The following is a 411-nucleotide window of genomic DNA, read 5'->3' as shown; positions in this document are numbered from 1 at the left end:
ATCCGGACAAGCGACTCGATGGTCCGGGCGTCAGGGGTATCAACAACCTCAGCCTCCGGCAACCCGTCGATGGGCAGCGGATCAGGAACGGCCATCCGGACGGCCTCCACATTGGCAGCGTAACCGCCGGAAGAACGAACGAAAGTGTCCTCACCGTTGGCTGCAACGGCTAGGAACTCCACGGATCGAGATCCACCCATTGGGCCGGACATGGCCTTGACAATGGCGTAGTCGAATCCAAGTCGGTTGAAAATGCGAATGTAGGCGTCGCGTTGAGCCTGGTAGGCCTCGTCGAGCCCTTCCTGAGCGACATCAAAGGAATAGGCATCCATCATGACGAACTCACGACCGCGCAGGATGCCGGCACGCGGACGAGCCTCGTCGCGATACTTGTTCTGAATCTGATAGAGG

General features: G+C 59.1%; 1 protein-coding gene. It reads right to left on the bottom strand.

The window, feature by feature from the left end:
• A partial coding sequence (locus tag KJQ97_RS10125; RefSeq protein WP_502756492.1) for an aminoacyl--tRNA ligase-related protein occupies nt 1-411 on the bottom strand: 411 nt, incomplete at both ends.

Source organism: Campylobacter sp. 2018MI01, from assembly GCF_018501205.1.
In the GTDB taxonomy this organism is placed as follows: Bacteria; Campylobacterota; Campylobacteria; order Campylobacterales; family Campylobacteraceae; genus Campylobacter_E.
Note: the sequence above shows the minus strand (reverse complement) of the source record. Positions and strands in the feature narration are given on the sequence as shown.